The organism is Microvirga calopogonii (assembly GCF_003347665.1).
Classification (GTDB): Bacteria; Pseudomonadota; Alphaproteobacteria; order Rhizobiales; family Beijerinckiaceae; genus Microvirga; species Microvirga calopogonii.
Genome location: NZ_QDGA01000032.1, coordinates 1 through 17,134 on the forward strand (window position 1 = coordinate 1; position 17,134 = coordinate 17,134).

Annotated in this window: 14 protein-coding genes and 3 pseudogenes; 8 read left to right on the forward strand and 9 right to left on the reverse strand. The window is 62.2% G+C overall.

Features of this window, described 5'->3' with window-relative positions; translation table 11 throughout:
• A pseudogene (locus DDF70_RS20505) lies at positions 1-532 on the forward strand (transposase); the annotation flags it as partial.
• A 672-nt stretch (positions 533-1,204) separates the two neighbouring features.
• Here DDF70_RS20505 and DDF70_RS20510 read toward each other — a convergent pair.
• Positions 1,205-1,948, reverse strand: a complete 744-nt coding sequence (locus DDF70_RS20510; RefSeq protein WP_114946699.1) for a Crp/Fnr family transcriptional regulator — start codon at positions 1,946-1,948, stop codon at positions 1,205-1,207.
• A 337-nt stretch (positions 1,949-2,285) separates the two neighbouring features.
• Between DDF70_RS20510 and DDF70_RS37540 the strand changes: the two are divergent.
• Positions 2,286-2,468, forward strand: a pseudogene (locus DDF70_RS37540) (protein-L-isoaspartate(D-aspartate) O-methyltransferase); the annotation flags it as partial.
• Positions 2,469-2,522: 54 nt separating this feature from the next.
• Here the strand turns inward: DDF70_RS37540 and DDF70_RS20525 are convergent.
• Positions 2,523-3,038 carry a YHS domain-containing (seleno)protein gene (locus DDF70_RS20525; RefSeq protein WP_162820542.1) on the reverse strand — a complete coding sequence of 172 codons (516 nt, stop codon included), beginning with the start codon at positions 3,036-3,038 and terminating at the stop codon, positions 2,523-2,525.
• A 55-nt stretch (positions 3,039-3,093) separates the two neighbouring features.
• The gene (locus tag DDF70_RS20530; protein ID WP_114946702.1) at positions 3,094-4,014 is read right to left on the reverse strand and encodes a LysR family transcriptional regulator; all 921 of its coding nucleotides are present in this window, start codon (positions 4,012-4,014) and stop codon (positions 3,094-3,096) included.
• A 172-nt stretch (positions 4,015-4,186) separates the two neighbouring features.
• Between DDF70_RS20530 and DDF70_RS20535 the strand changes: the two genes are divergently transcribed.
• The 6 genes from DDF70_RS20535 (at position 4,187) to DDF70_RS20560 (ending at position 11,114) form a co-directional block, all read left to right on the forward strand.
• Positions 4,187-5,719: an ABC transporter substrate-binding protein gene (locus DDF70_RS20535; RefSeq protein ID WP_114946703.1), complete on the forward strand. Its 1,533-nt coding sequence runs from the start codon at positions 4,187-4,189 to the stop codon at positions 5,717-5,719.
• Between the two features lie 190 nt (positions 5,720-5,909).
• Entirely contained in the window at positions 5,910-6,827 is a 918-nt protein-coding gene (locus tag DDF70_RS20540; RefSeq protein ID WP_114946704.1) for an ABC transporter permease, read from the forward strand.
• Position 6,828: 1 nt separating this feature from the next.
• Positions 6,829-7,725: an ABC transporter permease gene (locus tag DDF70_RS20545; RefSeq protein ID WP_114946705.1), complete on the forward strand. Its 897-nt coding sequence runs from the start codon at positions 6,829-6,831 to the stop codon at positions 7,723-7,725.
• A gap of 3 nt (positions 7,726-7,728) precedes the next feature.
• Positions 7,729-8,703: an ABC transporter ATP-binding protein gene (locus DDF70_RS20550; protein WP_114946706.1), complete on the forward strand. Its 975-nt coding sequence runs from the start codon at positions 7,729-7,731 to the stop codon at positions 8,701-8,703.
• Positions 8,700-9,677 carry an ABC transporter ATP-binding protein gene (locus DDF70_RS20555; RefSeq protein WP_114946707.1) on the forward strand — a complete coding sequence of 326 codons (978 nt, stop codon included), beginning with the start codon at positions 8,700-8,702 and terminating at the stop codon, positions 9,675-9,677. Before DDF70_RS20550 ends, DDF70_RS20555 begins: the two co-directional genes overlap by 4 nt.
• Before the next feature lie 36 nt (positions 9,678-9,713).
• The gene (locus DDF70_RS20560; protein ID WP_114946708.1) at positions 9,714-11,114 is read left to right on the forward strand and encodes a M20 family metallopeptidase; all 1,401 of its coding nucleotides are present in this window, start codon (positions 9,714-9,716) and stop codon (positions 11,112-11,114) included.
• A 586-nt stretch (positions 11,115-11,700) separates the two neighbouring features.
• Here the strand turns inward: DDF70_RS20560 and DDF70_RS20565 are convergent.
• The 6 genes and pseudogenes from DDF70_RS20565 to DDF70_RS39050 all read right to left on the reverse strand — a co-directional run.
• Complete coding sequence (locus DDF70_RS20565) at positions 11,701-12,813, reverse strand: IS110 family RNA-guided transposase (RefSeq protein ID WP_114946709.1); 1,113 nt, start codon at positions 12,811-12,813, stop codon at positions 11,701-11,703.
• 153 nt (positions 12,814-12,966) lie between these two features.
• Positions 12,967-13,284, reverse strand: coding sequence for an integrase core domain-containing protein (locus tag DDF70_RS20570; RefSeq protein ID WP_114946710.1), 318 nt, complete (start codon positions 13,282-13,284; stop codon positions 12,967-12,969).
• 242 nt (positions 13,285-13,526) lie between these two features.
• Positions 13,527-14,801 carry an amidase gene (locus tag DDF70_RS20575; protein ID WP_114946711.1) on the reverse strand — a complete coding sequence of 425 codons (1,275 nt, stop codon included), beginning with the start codon at positions 14,799-14,801 and terminating at the stop codon, positions 13,527-13,529.
• The gene (locus tag DDF70_RS20580) at positions 14,798-15,919 is read right to left on the reverse strand and encodes a M20 family metallopeptidase (protein ID WP_114946712.1); all 1,122 of its coding nucleotides are present in this window, start codon (positions 15,917-15,919) and stop codon (positions 14,798-14,800) included. The genes DDF70_RS20575 and DDF70_RS20580 overlap by 4 nt, the downstream gene beginning before the upstream one ends.
• 113 nt (positions 15,920-16,032) lie before the next feature.
• Positions 16,033-16,455, reverse strand: coding sequence for an NAD-binding protein (locus DDF70_RS39045; RefSeq protein WP_342633939.1), 423 nt, complete (start codon positions 16,453-16,455; stop codon positions 16,033-16,035).
• A pseudogene (locus DDF70_RS39050) lies at positions 16,432-16,938 on the reverse strand (NAD(P)-dependent oxidoreductase); the annotation flags it as partial. The pseudogene DDF70_RS39050 and the gene DDF70_RS39045, both read right to left, overlap by 24 nt.
• Positions 16,939-17,134: the final 196 nt, after the last annotated feature.

Below are 17,134 nucleotides of genomic sequence, written 5' to 3' on the forward strand. Positions count from 1 at the left end.
GGTGACGAGGTGCTGGCCTGCGAGGGCAGCGGTGTCCTGCCCTATGTTCCCAAGACGCTGACCTCCGGCAACACCAAGCGCGGTCTCTTCACCGGGCAGGACTTCATCTACGACGCCGAGCAGGACCACTACACCTGCCCGGCGGGCCAGCACCTGACCAAGGGCAAGGTGCGTTCAGATCGCCGGGACAATATCGATCATTACCGGAATCTGACCGCCTGTTCGAGCTGTGCCCTCAAGCCCCGCTGCACGCCGGACACGCACAAGCGGGTAAAAGCGCTGGCAGCATGAGGATGTGCTTGACCGGATGCAGGCTCGGCTGGAGCGGATGCCGGAGGCCATGACGATCAGGCGGCAGACGGTGGAGCATCCGTTCGGGACCATCAAGGCCTGGATGGGCAGCACGCACTTCCTGATGAAGACCTTGGAGAAGGTCAAAACCGAGATGAGCCTGCACGTGCTGGCCTACAACCTGAAGCGGATAATCAGCATCCTCGGTGTCCAGCCGCTGCTGAAGGCTCTCGAAGCCTGACGCCACACGCCCGCCCATGCGCACCATCACGGCACCCGCAAACCAGCGCTCGTCATCCGCACGTCAGCAACCGCGTTTTCACACGGCCTCGGTCAAACACGGCCTTTAAGCACAGCGATGAGAAGGTCTGCTGACCGCGCAGCCGCTGACGTTCGGGATGTTTCCAACAGGATCTGCCCCATGCCGACAGCCCAGGGCGAACCAGCCCGCCAGAGCGCATCGGCAAAGCAGTAAGGCTGCTGGGATCTGTCAGGGCGCTCGTTCTGACGGTCTCCTGGCCCAAAGAGCGTCTGGCGTCCCGATGAGCGCTCCCCAAAGGGCACTGTCAACTTAACGCGGTTTGCTTGCTTCTTGCGGTTTTCCGGCTCGGGCAGGTAACGTATTTTCAATGGCTTAGGGCCGGTCGTGATGACCTCAAGCAGCTCTTACTTGCTTAAGTTGACAATACCATTCCAAGCCTCGGGAGTTCCTCGGGAAAACAGCCACCCTTCGATGCACGATTGTCACCCAGCGCATATGGAGGGAGCAGGGAACGACAGCTCCTGGCACCAGGCTGACCTTATCCGGATTTCCGCATTCGCGGCGTAGGCGGACCTTCATTAAGCCCGCCCAAATGCCTCCTGTGCCCCGTGTATGGACCGGCTATGGGTCGTTAAGCCGGCAATTGGCTGCCTATGTGTAGGTGCCGGGCAGCAGGCGGTCGTAGAGCCGCCGGATCCGGCCGTAGCATTCACACGCTGCTCCCTCGAGACCCGCCCGGTCGGTCACGGTGATGCCGCCGCGGCTCTGCCGGATCAGGCCCGCCGTCTGGAGGGATTTTGTCACCACGCTCACGGTGGAGCGCTGAACGCCCAGCATCTCGGCCAGGAACTCGTGCGTGAGCGGCAAGGCATCCCGACCCACCCGATCGTGAATGCGGAGGATCCAGCGACAGCAGCGCGCCTCCACACTGTGAACAGCATTGCAGGTGACGCGCTGAAACGTCTGGGCCAGCAGGGCCTCGCTGTAGTTCATGATCAACTGCCGCAGGGTCGGGCAGACGTCCCTCACCTCGTTCAGGCGCTCGACCGAGATGCGCGAGGCGGTGCCGGGCATTTGCACGACATAGCGCCCGAAGGCCTCATGCGTGACGAGAGCACTGAGCAGGCCCAGCACCCCCTCACGCCCAAACACCGCGACCTCGACGCTGTTGCCCGCCTTCAGGACATTCACGAGCGACACCACCGTGTCGTGCGGGAAGTAGGCGTGGGACACGGCCTCGCCCGTGTCATAGAGCACCTGCCCCCGCGAGAGCTCGACCAGTTCGAGGTGTTGCTCCAGACCCGCCAAGTTCTCGGGGGCCAGAGCCGCCAGAAGGCGGTTTGTGCGGTGCTCGGCTGTTGGCGTCCGAGGTGGTTTTTCTTGAAACGGGATCATGGCTCGTGGGCGGGATCGTCATTCATGATGCGATCCTGAGGGGCGACGGCGTCTTTACGCATGAACCCGGGCTATTTGCCTATCCGGGTTTCTACGTCGGGTTCTCCCGCAAGACAGGACGGACCCGCATGATTATAGGAGGCCTACCGGCGAGGTGGCTCTGCCCCGCCGAGCCGGCGATGGGAAGCACCTCTTTGGGGGGTATTGTCAACTTAAGCAAGTAAGAGCTGCTTGAGGTCATCACGACCGGCCCTAAGCCATTGAAAATACGTTACCTGCCCGAGCCGGAAAACCGCAAGAAGCAAGCAAAACGCGTTAAGTTGACAGTGCCAAGCCCATGACGGAAGTGCACCTCGCCATCCTGCGCCGGCACATGGTGGAGGTGATTGCTCTTCACGCCGACCTCATGAGCGAGGAGATCGGCAAGACCACCTTTGGGGAGCGGGTTCTCGATGCCATGCGGCGGGTGAGGCGCTACCTCTTCGTGCCGCCCGAACTGGCGGCCATTGCCTATCATGACGGTGCCCTGCGAGCTAAGCCGGCGCCGATGTAATCAACTGTGCTGACGAAGTTTCTACTGCGCCACGTGGTACCCGTCGCCCGCCTTTGTTGTGGTTCGAGCGCCTATCTGCACACTCAAAAGAGGCCACTTGCTATCGGCTCTTCTGATGTAAAACAATGGGTTCATTAGCCAGACATCGAGAGTTGGCTCAGGGCAGTTGAGGTAGAGACGGTCATACAGGATCGTCCATGCCCGTGGGTCGGCGTCAGACAGATACCCCAGCGCCACTGCATAGGCACAGTACCCGCCATAGGCAGGAAGATACCGGTTGGGACCAGCCAGGAAGCGGCGTTTGTCACTCTCACTTGAGAACAGCCACCGTGAACCATTGTATGTCGTCGAGATCTCGGGAAGGCCCTTGCGAGGTTCGCCGGCCAGGAAGTAGCCAACCGGATCGTAGCCCTGAATCGCGATGCCGCGCTCGCCGAGGCCATTGCTCGGAGCGTCACCTGCATAAGCTGCCGAAGCCACACAACATAGCAGCACAACGGCAGGCATTGTCCGTTTCAGACGCGAAGACCAGCTCATATGGATATCCTTCCTGTTGAGACCTCGTTGGGCTCCGACAAGGCCCCTCCGAACGTCAGCCATCAGCTGAAGGTTGTGTTGCACCGGGTGTCTCCAGCTCCGCAATGAGAAAACCGATGAAGTCCTGCGTCGTCTGCGGTAGGGTTCGCCCCAGCATGGTCTGGATCTGCATGTTTCGCTCAAGAAAGCTCGCTTCTTCGAAGGGAACGATCGATAGATGGCCGTCACGGACCGCCCTGCGCGCTGAAATATAAGTTGAGAAGGTTATGGCGCCGCCAAGTTGGCAGAGAGTAAAAAGGCTGGCAACGTTTGTGGAACTGACAATAGGTTCGAGGGAGATGCCCTTGGTCGCACAGAAGATATCGAACACCCTCCTGATGGTTGCAGCATCGTCCAGAATCGCGATGGGATACTCGAACAACTCGGCAATCGAGACACGTCCACGTCCGATCAGGGGGTGATCCGTGCTTGCCAACGCATAGGCCGGCATGGCCTGCTGCCACTGAATGCGCACCCCGCCCTCGGGAGATAATGAAAACGTGATGCCGATATCCACCTCTCCCTCCTGAACGCTGGCCACCACGTTTGCTGGGCCTAGAACCTTGATGTCGAACAGGACGTGCGGACGCTCCTTGCGAAAGGTGTGGATCATTTCCGGAACGAAGCTCACCGCGAGCCCCTCGGTCACACCCAGGCGGATGAGGCCGCGCGTGGCGCTCTTGAGTTCCCTGATCTCCTTTTGGATCTGATCGCTCTCAAGCGCGGCGCGTTGCGCATAAGATGCCAAAAGACGTCCTGCATGGGTCAGGACCATACCTCGTGAGCGCCGCTCGAACAGGGGCGTCTCGTATTCCTCCTCGAGCTTCGCCACCTGCCGACTGATGGCCGATGCAGCGACTCGTAGCCGTTCGGCCGCCGCACTGATGGACCCGGTCCGAGCGACCTCAAGGAAATAGCGCAAGGCTGACTGCTGCATTGAGGATCCACTGTATTGCCGTTTCAGCAACGATCCTTTCTAATCATTCTAATTGAAGCAAGCCCTTATTCTTGGCAGGTTCGGAATGGTTCCGCATTGCTTTGTGATCGAAAACGATCACTGGCGCGGGAAATGAGAAACAAAATAACAAGCACAGTTCCAGAGGACTAAGATGAGTTTGATACGTAAGGCGGCCCTGCTCAGCCTCGCTTCCACCGCGCTCCTGACCAGCGTCTTCGCAGCCCCTGCCCTCGCAGGCAAAGCCGACAATACCGTCCGGTTTGCCTATGATCAGGCGCCAGAGAGCGTGGATCCGTTCTTCAACAACGTCCGCATCGGCGTCATCATCGGTCAGCACGTCTGGGACACGCTCGTCTATCGCGATCCGAACACCAACGAGTACAAAGGCCAACTCGCGACCGCATGGCGCCAGATCGATGACCGTACGCTCGAGTTTGACTTGCGACAGGGTGTGAAGTTCCACAACGGCGAGGAGTTCGATGCGGACGATGTCGTCTACACGATGAACTTCATCTCCAAGCCTGAGAACAAGGTCGTCACCCAAGCCAACGTCAGCTGGATCGAGAAGGCCGAGAAGATCGACAAGTACAAGGTCCGCATCACGACCAAGCAGGTCTTCCCGGCCGCCATCGAGTATCTCGCCGGTCCGGTCGTCATCCACCCAAACGAGTATTACGAGAAGGTTGGCCCAAAGGGGCAGAACGACAAGCCCGTCGGCTCCGGACCTTACAAGGTGACGAACTACGTTCCGGGCAAATCGATCACACTCGAAAAGAACACCGACTACTTCAAGGACTCGCCGAAGTCGCAGCCGAAGATCGCCAAAATCGAGATCCGCTTCATTCCGGACCGTCAGACCCAGATGGCGGAAGCTCTCTCCAATGGCCTCGACTTCATCATGAGCGTGCCGAAGGACCAGGCGGAGCAGCTGGAAACCGTTCCCACCCTCCAGGTTGTGTCCGGCGAAACCATGCGCATCGTGTTTATGCAGATGAACACACTTGAGGGCACACCGGCTCCGGCCCTGAAGGATGAGCGCGTGCGCAAGGCCATTATCCACGCCATCGATCGTGAAAGCATGGTGAAGCAGATCGTCGGCGCAGGCTCGCGCGTTATCCACACCATCTGCTTCCCAAGCCAGTTCGGCTGCACCGACGACGGCGCCACGCGTTATCCGTACGATCCTGCCAAGGCGAAGCAGCTCCTTGCCGAGGCGGGCTATCCGAATGGCCTCGATCTCGATATTGTGGCCTACCGCGAGCGCAACCAGACCGAAGCCCTGATCGGGTATCTTCAGGCGGTCGGCATCAAGACCAACCTGCGCTTCCTGCAATATGCCGCCATGCGCGAGCAGGTTGCCGGCAACAAGGCGATGCTCACCCATCAGACCTGGGGCTCGTTCTCGGTCAATGACGTGTCCGCGGCGACGTCAAACTATTTCGCTTTCCGGACCGAGGACATCACCCGCGACTCGCAGGTACGCGATCTGCTGACCAAGGGTGACACATCGGTCGATCCGCAGATCCGCAAAACGTCCTACCGGGAAGCCCTGAAGATCATCGCCGACAAGGCGTACGCTGTGCCCCTCTACTCGCTGCCGGTCTACTACGTCGCCACGTCGGACCTGAACTTCAAGGCCTATCCGGACGAGATGCCCCGCTTCTGGGAAATGACCTGGAAGTAAGCCGAAGAAGCCGGAGCGGTCCTCAAGGATCGCTCTCGGCAATCCGCTGGCCAAAACGCGGGCACGCGTCCCTATTGTCGCGGCGTGCCCGGAATCCTCGGCTTGAGCGGATTGTATTCTGACTTCATGTGCCCTTGTTGCGGCCATACAGGCAATTTGGCCCATTCTTTAGGCCTATACGGAGAATGCCGTGATCGGCTACATCCTCAAACGCTTGGGTTTGGCGCTCCTGGTCGCGCTGGCCGTCTCAGCGATTGCCTTCTTTCTCCTGCGCTTGTCGGGCGATATTGCGGTGGCCATCGCGGGCGAAGGTGCGCAGAAGGCGGATCTCGATATCATCCGCAAGACCTACGGCCTCGACCGGCCGCTCATCGTGCAATACCTCGATTGGCTCTGGCAGACGCTCAGGGGCGATTTTGGAACGTCCCTGTATTTCAAGACCGAGGTGAGCAAGCTCGTTCTCGAGAAGCTGCCGACGACCCTCATTCTCGGCTTTACGTCGCTCGGCTTCGCGCTCCTCATATCCATTCCCCTGGGCGTGCTGGCCGCCGTGTACGCGAACAGCTGGATCGACCGGGTGGCGCTGGCTATCGCCGTGGTCGGTCAGGCGCTTCCGAACTTCTTCTTCGCCCTGATCCTCGTGATGATCTTCTCCATCACCCTGCGCTGGCTGCCTGTCTCGGGTTCCGGCACGTGGCTGCACTTCATCATGCCGACGATCGCTCTCGGCTATTACGTCGCCCCGGCCTTCATGCGCCTCATCCGTGCCGGAATGATTGAGGTTCTGTCCTCCGACTACATCCGGACCGCCCGGGCCAAGGGCCTGCCGGCCTACAAGGTCGTCTTCAAGCATGCACTGCGTAACGCCGTCGTTCCGGTTGTGGCGCTCACCGCCGTGCAGCTCGGCTTCCTGCTTGGCGGATCCGTCGTCATCGAGACGATCTTCGCCCTCGATGGTCTCGGCTATCTGGCCTACCAGAGCATCACCTACAAGGACTTCCCCGTCATGCAGGTCGTGGTCCTGCTGCTCTCGGTCGTCTACGTGCTTCTGACGCTTGCCTCCGACATTGCCAACGCGTGGCTCGATCCACGCATCCGGGTGGCCTGACATGACCGATACTGCTCTCTCCATCCCCGCCGTCGCGGAGCCCTCGCCCGCCATGCGCCTCGTGCGCCGCTTCCTCGGCCAGAAAGCCTTCGTGATCGGCGCCGGAATCCTGGCGGTCATCGTTGCGCTGGCCCTGCTCGCGCCTCTGATCGCACCGCACGATCCCTATCTGCAGAACCTCACGCTCCGCAATGTGCCGCCTGCCTGGTACGCGAAGGGCTCGTGGGTGCATCCGCTCGGCACCGACCAGCTCGGCCGCGATTACCTGTCCCGCGTGCTTTACGGCGCACGCATCTCCCTGCTGATCGGCGTCAGCGTGGTTCTGATCTCGGGTATCATCGGCACGGCGATGGGTCTGGCGGCCGGCTATTTCGGCGGCAAGATCGACCTTCTGATGACCTTCATCGTGACGACGCGGCTCTCGATGCCCGTCATTCTCGTGGCGCTGGCCGTGGTGGCGATGGTCGGCGGCTCGTTGTGGATCGTCATCTTGGTGCTCGGCTTCCTCAAATGGGATCGCTTCGCGGTGGTGATGCGCAGTGCGACCCAGCAGGTTCGCTCCCTCGACTACGTGGCGGCCGCGCAGGCGGCCGGAGCGTCGACCACGCGCGTCATTCTCCAGGAGATCCTGCCCAACATCGCCCCTCATCTGATCGTCGTCGCCACTCTCGAGGCGGCGAGCGCGATTCTGCTCGAGGCCGCGCTCTCCTTCCTCGGCCTCGGGGTGCAGCCTCCCCTGCCCTCCTGGGGACTCATGATCGCAGAGGCCAAAGCCTACATGTTCTTTTCGTTCTGGCTCATTGCGATCCCGGGATCGGCGCTGGCGCTGCTGATCTTTGCCATCAATCTCGCGGGAGACGGCCTGCGCGACGTAATTTCACCGGAAGGACGGGGCTGAGCCATGAGCGAAGTGATCCTTGAGGTCGACGGCCTCAACGTCGACATCGCTACCCCCCGTGGAGCCCTCCACGCCGTACGCGACATCTCCTTCTCCGTGAAGCGCGGCGAGACGCTCTGCCTCGTGGGCGAGTCCGGCTGCGGCAAGTCCATGACCTCGCTTGCGATCATGGACCTCCTACCCAAGGCCGCCACGCGGAAAGCCCGGCGCATCGCCTTTGCGGGGGAAGATCTCGGCAAGGCGAGCCGGAAGCGCATTAACGCCCTGCGCGGCGACCGCATGGCGATGATCTTTCAGGAACCCATGACGGCGCTGAACCCGGCCTACACGATCGGCAATCAGCTCACGGAAGCCTACCGCCAGCATCGCAACGCGAGCGAAGCGGAAGCGCGCGAGCGGGCCGTCCATCTGCTCGGCAAGGTCGGCATCGCATCGGCGGCCCAGCGTCTCGGGCAATATCCCCATCAGCTCTCGGGCGGCTTGCGCCAGCGCGTCATGATCGCCATGGCCCTGATGTGCGGGCCGGACCTGCTGATCGCGGACGAGCCGACGACGGCTCTCGACGTGACGATCCAGGCGCAGATCCTGCACCTTCTGGCCGACCTGCAACGCGAGCTCGGCGTTGCGATGGTCCTCATCACCCACGATCTCGGCATCGTGGCGCGCATCGCCGACCGGGTGGCCGTCATGTATGCCGGGCAGATTGTCGAGGAAGGACCGACCGCTTCGCTTTTCGCCAACCCGCAGCATCCCTACACGAAGGGGCTGATCGACTGCATTCCCGTGCCGGGCCGCACGGTTCGAGGCGGAAAGCTCGGCGTCATTCCGGGCGTCGTGCCCTCGCTTGTTGGCGAGATTCGCGGCTGCAGCTTCCGCGACCGCTGCAGCCATGCCCGAGACATCTGCGCCATGGCGCCACCGCTGAACGAATCGGCGGAGGGCCATCAATGGCGTTGCATTCTGGAGAACGCAGCATGACGGCGCTCCTTGAGGCCCGAGATCTCACCCGCTCCTTCGAGGTGAGCCAGGGCATGTTCAAATCCCGGCGGACCCTGCACGCGGTCAACGGCATCAGCCTCGATATCCGCAAAGGGGAAGTACTGGGCATCGTGGGCGAATCCGGCTGCGGCAAGTCCACGCTCGCTCGCATGCTGCTCGGTCTCCTACCGCCCACAGGCGGCGCCATCACGCTGGATGGGACGGATATTCGTTCGCTCGGCCGCATCGGCATGGCCCGACGGGTGCAGCCCGTCTTTCAGGATCCCTATTCGTCTCTCAATCCACGCCGCACCATCGCGTCGATCGTCGCCCTTCCGCTGGAAGTGCATGGCATCGGCACGGTCGCGGAGCGTCGCAAGCGCACACTTGAGATTCTCGACAAGGTGGGGCTTCCGCAGCGATTTGCCGACCGGTATCCGCGCGAGCTTTCAGGCGGGCAGCGTCAGCGCGTCGCGATCGCGCGGGCGCTCGTCATGAAGCCGGAACTCGTCGTCTGCGACGAGCCGACATCCGCCCTCGACGTCTCCGTCCAGTCCCAGATCCTCAACCTGCTGATGGACCTTCAGCGCGAGCTTGGACTGACCTACGTGTTCATCAGCCACAACCTCGCCGTGGTCGAGCACATCGCGACGCGTGTGGCGGTCATGTATCTCGGCCGCGTCGTCGAACTGGCCGAAACGGAAACGCTCTTCAGAGCCCCGCGTCATCCCTATACCAAGGCTCTGCTCGCGTCCGTCCTCACGCCCGAGCCCGGTCAGGGCATACCGGAAACCGGACTCGGCCTCGCCTTCCCGGATCCCCTCAACCCGCCGCCCGGATGTCCCTTCCATCCGCGCTGCCCTGCGAGGCTGCCTCAATGCGGCACGGCGGAACCGCGCCTTGTCCGGCTGGAACGGGATGCGGTCGCCTGCCACCTCGCTGATCCCGGACACGGCGCTTCGGCGCAATCATGAACCTGCCACTCAAATGAAAGAAAAGGAAACAACCCAATGACCCGCGAGACAGCCATTGCAAAGGCTGAGGCGTATTTCGACTCGGGTACCTTGAAGTCCGATCTGGCCCGTCTCATCGCGATGCCGACGGAAAGCCAAAACCCGGAGCGAGCCGAAGCCCTTTCGGCCTATATCGAGACGGAGATGCGCCCCCTGCTCGAAAGCCTCGGCTTCACCTGCAGGACGCTCCACCATCCCAAGGCGAAGGGACCGTTTCTCTATGCCGAGCGTATCGAGAATCCTGCTTTCCCAACGATCTTCGGCTACGGTCATGGCGACGTGATCCGCGGTCTCGACAAGGACTGGAACGAGGGCCTTTCCCCCTGGAGGCTCACGGAAGTTGGTGATCGCTGGTATGGCCGCGGCGTGGTCGACAACAAGGGTCAGCACGTCATCAACATCGCCGGCTTGAAGGCGGTGCTGGAGACCCGCGGCAAGCTCGGTTTCAACGCCAAATATCTGATCGAGATGGGCGAGGAAATGGGCTCTCCGGGCCTGCGCGAGCTGTGCGAGGAGCAGAAGGATCTACTCAAGGCCGATGTGCTCATTGCCTCCGACGGTCCGCGCCTCAACGCCGAGCGGCCGACGATTTTTCTCGGCTCACGTGGCGGCGTCACCTTCGATCTCTCGATCAACGCCCGTGAGGGGGGGCATCATTCGGGCAACTGGGGTGGCCTGCTCTCGGATCCCGCTATCCAGCTCGCACATGCGATTGCCAGCATCGCTTCGCCGACAGGGCAGATCCGCATTCACGAATGGGTTCCGAAAGAACTCCCCTCGGCGGTGCGTCGGGCGCTCGCAGATTGCGAGGTCGACGGCGGCCCCGACGGCCCGACCATCGACCCCGAATGGGGCGAGCCCGGCCTGACCCCGGCCGAGCAGGTCTTCGGGTGGTGCTCCTTCGACGTGCTCGCCATGAAGTCCGGTGTTCCGGAAACCCCGGTCAATGCGGTGCCGCCCAGTGCCTGGGCACGGTGCCAGCTGCGCTTTGTGGTCGGCGTCGACCCAAACGAGGTTTTGCCGGCCCTGCGTCGCCACCTTGATCGTCACGGCTTCACGATGGTTCAGGTTGCAAAGAGCCGCGATGAGATCTTCCACGCAACGCGCCTCGATCCCGAGGACCCCTGGGTCACTTGGGCTCTCCATTCTCTTGCCAGGACCACCGGCAAGAAGCCTGCGCTTCTGCCCAATCTCGGCGGATCGCTGCCCAACGATCTCTTCTCGGAGATCCTGAACCTGCGGACCATCTGGGTGCCGCATTCCTACCCGGGCTGCTCCCAGCATGCTCCCAACGAGCATCTGCCCGTCGCAATCGCCCGCGAGGGTCTGTCCATGATGGCGGGGTTGTATTGGGATCTCGGCACCGGCGATACACCCCCTCTTGACCGAGAGGCATAAGAGTCAGGGACGGGGGCAGGAGTTACCGGCCTCCTCTTTGACTTACGAACCGATCTAGCCAATCGGCCGCTGGTTTGAGCAGACGGCGCGAAGCTGGAATGCGCAGCCGACGCCGTTTGTCTGGAACGGCCAGCGCCGGCAGCGACGCCGGCGCGCGTCTCAGGACCCGCTCCACCGGCTCGGCGGGTCCGGAGCTTGTACGCGCCAACCGTTCCATCAGCCCAAGCCAAACGAGCCAGCAGAATGCCAGGTCTGATGGCAGATGACCCACTCTCATGATTGCGGACAAGTAGTTTTGACATGAAGGGTCGATCCGCCACGTGGAAGCGACGGCCGAGGAATGTGTACGGCGGATCCAGGGTGCAGGAGGTGGGACGCCAACGTCGGTCAACAAGCTCTCATCCGCGGGTTGAACCGCATGACCTTGCTTCGTTTGGGGCTGCCTCGGTCGAGAGGACGAGCATCACAGGCTCATAGTGGGCACGAGGGCTCCCCGGCATTGTCCCACCCCCAGCGCCATGGACCGCACCGAGGGTTCGGCTACACGTGAGGTGATCCTCCTGGACGGAAAGGTTGCGGAGATCGCTCACGCGGCCTTGGGAGACTGGACCGTGCAGGCAATCGCCCACACAAACCCAACCATCTCCCGCGCGATCGCGACGGTGACCACATTGGCGGTCTTGCCCAGGGCGGTCGGCCGCCGATAGCGGGCACACAGCCGCACCTGAGCCTTCCAGGCGATCTCGCGCACCGGCTTGGGCAAGGCCTCGATCCGATCGACCTTGTGGCGGCCAACTCGCGGCTTCAGGCGGTAGGCCCAGGCACCTTCGACCAGCGCTCGTCTTGCATGCGAATTGCCGGTCTTGGTGATACCGCCGCGACGCACCGTCCGGCCGGTCGAGCGCTCCCCCGGCACCATGCCGAAATAGGCCATCAGCTGACGCGGGGTGGCAAAGCCGGTGAAGTCGCCGACCTCGCTGACCAGCACCACAGCGTTGATCAGCGCGATGCCGCGCAGAGCCTGCAGGGCCTCGACAACTGGCCGCAGGGCCCAATCGGCCAGAAGCACCTGGATCTGCTCTTCGACACGCCTGAGGCGTTGCTCCGCGTCGGTGACCGCATCGACATAGTCCTGAAAGGTGATCTGCTGGGCGGGATGGGCGAAGGCCAGCGTCGAGAGCCAGCGGCGGTAGGCCACGCTCCAGGCTCGCGCAGCCCCTTGCGAGCGGCCGTGCCGCAGCAGGAAACCCTGCAGATGCTGACGCGCCCGCGTCAGCACGTGACGCACGGTGCTGCGCAAGCGGATCAGGTCGCGCATGGCCTCATGGGCCTCATCAGGCACCCAGACGGATGTGAGCTCCCCGGCCCGGTGCAGGCGAGCCAACATGGTGGCATCGCGGCGGTCAGTCTTGACGCGATCGCCCGGTTTGGTCGGGATCAAGGACGGCGCCACCACCGCGCAGCGATGTCCAAGGCTGGTGAGTTGGCGATACAGACCATAGCCGCAGGGACCGGCCTCGTAGCAGAAGGATAGGGTGGCGCCGGGTCGCGCGAGCCGGGCGCACAGCTTGCTGATGGCCGCCGGATCATTGGCAATCTGGCCGAGGTATTCCACGCCGCCGCCGCGCCCACTTTCGGCCACCGCGACCGAGATCTGATCCTTGTGGATATCCAAGCCCACAAATCTGGTATGCTTCATCAGGGCCGTCTCCTATGCATGAGGCTCTGCACCGGCTGTGCCGGCTTAACCCTCGTACCGTTGCATATCGGATGACGGGCCGCCCTCACGCCCCGCAATCATAGGGACTAGTTGCGCCGAGCTATGGAGTGCACCCTTCGGAGTGGGCAGTGATCATGCCGCGGGCTTGACCGTCTGCTGGGCGTGTTGATCCTCAAACTGCTTCGGGCACAGATAGCCGAGGGCCCAGTGGAGCCTGCGGCTGTTATAGACCTCCTCGATAAAGCGCGGAAGGTCCTCGGCCACATCCTCAAAGGTCTCGTAGGCCATCGGATAGACCGCTTCCACCTTGAGCGTCTTCATGAAGCTCTCCGCCTTGGCATCGTACGGATTGCCACGCCGGCCCATCGAGCCGACCAGACCGGCGCCATCCAGAACCTCGCGATAGATTTCGGCTGCATATTGCGATCCCCTGATCCCTTCTGACAGCAACCCTGGAAAGCTGCATTAGCCGCGGATCACTTCCGGGGCACATCACTTAAGGTTGGCCATCGGGATCCTTCGGATCCACGTAGATCGTGCAACCCAATCCGAACCAGGAACCGTCGATGATTGCCGCTCAGCGCCCGGCCCGCTGCAGCGTGATTGGGGGCGGACCGGCCGATTGCTGTGCTCCCGTCAAGCAATACCATTTTATGGGACCTGAGCTTGCACAGAGAGCCGTTGCGGATGATCTAAGCAGATAAAGGGACCTGCCCTATGGCCGCTGCAGCAGCCAGTGCGCGCCGGTCGTCGCCCCAACGGCCAACTACCTGGACGCCGACGGGCATTCCCGTGGGCCCGGTCAAGCCCGGGATGGAGATGCAAGGCACTCCCAAAGCCGTCCAAATTCGGTTGAAGACAGGATCGCCGGTCGCCCCCAAGCCCTCCGGTGCTTCTCCGGGCGCGCTCGGAGTGAGCAGTACATCAAGCTCGTCCAGCACATCGCTGCAGCCGGCGCGCGCCTCTGCCAGCAGCGCTTTGGCGGCATCGTAGTCTTCGGGCGCGATGAGCGCACCAGCATCAAGAAGTTCGCGGAGCTTTGCGCTGAGATGATCGGACGCGGTCAGCATCTCCGGCACATGCGACCGCGCCGCCTCGAAGGCCATGATCGTCTTCTGTGCCTCCAGCAGGCCGCGCCACCGTTCGGGAAGTTCAACCTCACGGATCTCCAGCCCAGCTGCACGCAACCGCGCTGCGGCCTCGTCGAGAGCCAGCGCCGTAGCAGGTTCAGCATCCTCCCATGCATAGGTTCGGGTCAGGCCAATCCGCGGGCGGAACTCCTCATTTGTGATGCGCAGGTTTGGACGGCCAGCAATGACCGAAGTGAGGAACGCCGCGTCTTGGACGGTCGTGGCAAAAACCCCAACGGTGTCGAGACTATCCGCGAACGGGCGCACGCCAGTGCGGTCGATGAAGCCAAAGGTCGGCTTGTAGCCTACGCAGGCGCAGAAGCTGGCCGGCCGGATGATGGATCCGGCCGTCTGCGTGCCGAAGGCTAACGGCACCATGGCGCTGGCCACCGCCGCCGCCGAGCCAGAGGAGGAGCCGCCGGGCGTCCGATCCGGATTGTGGGGATTGCGGGTCTTGCCCGGCTGGAAGTAGGCGAACTCGGTGGTCACCGTCTTGCCGAGGATCAGCGCGCCCGCGTGCCGCGCCAGGGCCACGCAGGCGGCATCGCGCGGCGGCCGGAACGTCTCATAGAGCGGCGAGCCGTATCCAGTGGGCATGTCCGCTGTGTCGATGATGTCCTTGACCCCGATGGGGATCCCCTTCAGGGGACCGGAGCCGCACCGGTCCAGGTGCCGCGCCATGTTCAGTGCGGCGTCCATATCCAGGTGCTGCCATGCCTGTACCTGAGGCTCGCGCTCACCGATACGATCCAGGCAGGCGCGCACCAGAGCCTCGCTAGTGAGGCTGCCGTCAGCGATGCATCGCGCGGCCTCGAGGACGGTGGGAAGTTCGTTCATTTGCACCAATCCTCAATAATCCGGCCATAGGCCTCGACGGCCTGATCGATGCGCGAGATGAGGCAGTACTCGTCCGTCTGGTGCGCCATGGCCGCCTCTCCAGGACCGAGAATAACGGTTGGCAGATTGCCCATGGCCGGGGTCAGCGCTGATGCATCGGTGAAGTAGGTCGCCGCCTGGGGCATGGGCATCGCTCCAAGGAGCGGCGCCATGATCTCGAAGACCCGCCGGATCCACGGGTCGCTGGGATCGGTCCAAACGGCGGGCACGTCGATGAGCGGCGAGATCTCCATCTCATCGCCCAGAAAGCTCCCGACCATTTCGCGCACGGAGGCATGCGCCTGGCCCGGCACCGTGCGAATATCGAGACTCACCTCGGCGCGGTCGGGAACCGAGTTGGTGTTCAATCCGCCTTGGAAGGTACCGATGTTTAACGTCGGTCCACCCAGAACCGCGTGCCGCTGCACGTTGAAGTCAAAGTCCGTCAGCTTCACGACCGCACGCGCTGCCTTGATGACGGCGTTGTCCCCCTTCTCCGGCATGGAGCCATGCGCGGTCACGCCCCGGGCGACTGCTTTCAGCCACAGGGCCCCTTTGTGACCGATAAGCGGGGTATTGGATGTGGGCTCGGCGACAATCAGGGCACCGGCAGCGTCCAGAAGCCTCTTCTCCCGGCACAGATCGTAGGCCCCCTCCGATCCAGTCTCCTCGCCAGCGGTGATGATCAACACCGCGCCTGGGCCCTTCTCCAGCGTAGCCCGGTGGGCGATGCAGGCCTCGACAAAGGTCGCAATGCCGCCCTTCATATCGCTGGAGCCGCGGCCATAGACCCGGTCGCCGTCGACGTCGCCACCGAACGGGTCGACCGACCACGGCTGCAAGCCAAGCGGCACCGTGTCGAGATGACCGGTAAAGGCAAGCGGCAAGCCATCCCGACCGCCGATGTGCGCGATCAGATTTGTGCGTCCCTCCCCGAACGGGATTGCCGTAACGGTGAAGCCATTCTCCTCCAGCCGCTTGGCCACGAGGGCTGCGCACTGAGCCTCGTTGCCAGGAGGATTGATGGTGTTCTGCCGGATCAGCGCCTGTGTAAGCGCAACAGCGGGTGAAGTCGTCATAGTCTCGCTTCCTGGGGAGAGCCTTCAGCGATGGGCTTGTTGATCCGCATTTTCGCAGGGAAATCCTACCAAGTCGAGGATGCCGTCGAAACGCAGCCACAAGCGGGCGACCTTCACTTTCTCTCTGACAAGACGCTGATCAGCTCCGGTACCGGCGCGTGCTCATGTCCTGCACTGCAGGCTTGATCGTAAGTTTGGAATATGGCCGCGGCAGCACCGTTTTCTGCGGCCACATCGCGCGTCATGTCCACATAGTACCCTATGTCCTTGCGAGCGTTGGCGATACTAAAGCGGAAGCCGGACGCGTCTTGGGCTAGGATGAATGGCTTAAGACGCTCGAACACGACGCCGGCTCCTCCACCGTTACCGAGAACTTCGACCAGCACGGCTGGATCCACACCTGCTTTTGAAGAACAGGCAGCGGCTTCCGCGAGGACAGCAGAGAAACCGAGCGATACGAAATTGTGTAAAAGTTTGAGTGTATGCCCTGTACCCACGGCGCCAGCATAGGTGATGTTCTCAGCATAACTGCGCATCAGAGGCAGGAGCGCGTCGAATTGACTTCTGTCGCCTCCGACAATGAGGTTGAGACGTCCCTCCGCCGCCTCCTTCGGTGTCCTTGTCATCGGCGCGTCGACGAAGTGGCCCCCGGCAGCAGTGACGGCTGCAGCAATCTTTTTCGTGGATGCAGGGATCGCAGTCGAGCAATCAATAATCACGCTTCCTGGACGTAGTCCATTCAGAATACCATCCGATCGGAAGAGAACATCCTCTACCTGTGGCGTGCCTGTGACGCAGATAATCAGGATGTCACAACTTGCTGCAAGGTCTGAGCCGGTGTCGAATGAAACGGCACCGTTGCTGATCAAGTCATCAGCCGGCTGATTGCCGGGATGATTGAGAAACGCGATAGGCCAACCCGCTCGTTGGACGTTTCGAGCGATACCATGACCCATCAAGCCAACACCAATGATGCCGACGCGAGCTTTCACACCTTGAGCATTGTTCACTTTCTGCTTCCCTTCGTTCCACTTAACCTTTTACCAAAACTGCTTCCAAAGCAGAACCGCCCCCGACCCGCATTCCAGATAGGAAACGAGCTTTGACACGGACCGCTTGAAGAGGCCCCAGTCAACGACAAGCCCAATATGATCACAATTTTGGCCGGCTTGACGCCATGCCCCAAGCCGGCGCGTGGATTCGGTCAACCAACCC